The organism is Paraburkholderia sp. RL17-347-BIC-D (genome assembly GCF_046027915.1).
GTDB lineage: Bacteria > Pseudomonadota > Gammaproteobacteria > Burkholderiales > Burkholderiaceae > Paraburkholderia.
The window spans coordinates 1-1062 of sequence record NZ_JARESS010000190.1 but is presented as its reverse complement, the minus strand read 5'-3'; the positions used below and the strand labels follow the sequence as shown (position 1 = coordinate 1062).

2 protein-coding genes are annotated in these 1062 nt (G+C 61.9%); both read left to right on the top strand.

Going from position 1 to position 1062, the window contains the following annotated elements:
- Nucleotides 1-794: pantoate--beta-alanine ligase (gene panC, locus P0D96_RS48080; RefSeq protein ID WP_408321367.1), on the top strand; the 794-nt coding region annotated here is incomplete at its 5' end.
- Between the two features lie 50 nt (nt 795-844).
- Nucleotides 845-1062: aspartate 1-decarboxylase (gene panD, locus P0D96_RS48075; RefSeq protein ID WP_408321365.1), on the top strand; the 218-nt coding region annotated here is incomplete at its 3' end.

Genomic DNA, 1062 nt, shown 5'->3' with positions numbered 1-1062 from the left:
TGCGCGGCCAGAATCGCACGGCCTTTGTGCCGACCATGGGCAACCTGCACGAGGGCCATCTGTCGCTGATGCGTCTCGCTCGCCAGCACGGCGATCCGGTCGTGGCGAGCATCTTCGTCAACCGGCTGCAGTTCGGTCCGAACGAGGATTTCGACAAATACCCGCGCACGATGGAAGCGGACATCGAAAAGCTCCAGAAGGAAAACGTCTACGTGCTGTTCGCGCCGACGGAAAAGGATCTGTATCCGGAGCCGCAGGAGTACCGCGTGCATCCGCCGCACGATCTGGGCGATATCCTCGAAGGCGAATTCCGGCCCGGTTTCTTCCAGGGCGTGTGCACAGTGGTGATGAAGCTGATGTCGTGCGTGCAGCCGCGCGTCGCCGTGTTCGGCAAGAAGGATTACCAGCAGTTGATGATCGTGCGGCGCATGTGCCACCAGTTCGCGCTGCCCACCGACATCATCGCCGCCGAAACCGTGCGTGACACCGACGGCCTCGCGCTCAGCTCGCGCAATCGCTATTTGCAGGCCGCCGAGCGCGCCGAGGCGCCGATGCTGGCCGCTGAACTGAATCGCGTGCGCGATGCCGTGCTTTCGGGCGAGCGCGACTTCGCAAAAATCGAACAGGCGGCGATGGCGGCTCTCGCCACGCGCGGCTGGCAACCCGACTACATCGCAGTGCGCAAGCGCTCGGATCTGCTGCCGCCGGGTCCGCAAGATGCGAACGCGGAACTGGTCGTGCTGGCCGCCGCCAAGCTTGGCGCCACCCGTCTTATCGACAACCTCGAAATCTGAAGCCGTCTTAGATAGCGTAGACACGCATAAGAAATCTCACAGGATTGGTCATGCAACGCAACATGCTGAAGTCGAAGATCCACCGCGTCGCGGTCACGCACTGCGAGCTGCACTACGAAGGCTCGTGCGCGATCGATGAAGATCTGCTGGAAGCGGCGAACATCGTCGAAAACGAGCGGATCGACATCTGGAACATCAACAACGGCGAGCGTTTCTCGACCTACGCGATCAAGGGCGAACGCGGCAGCGGCATGATTTCGCTGAACGG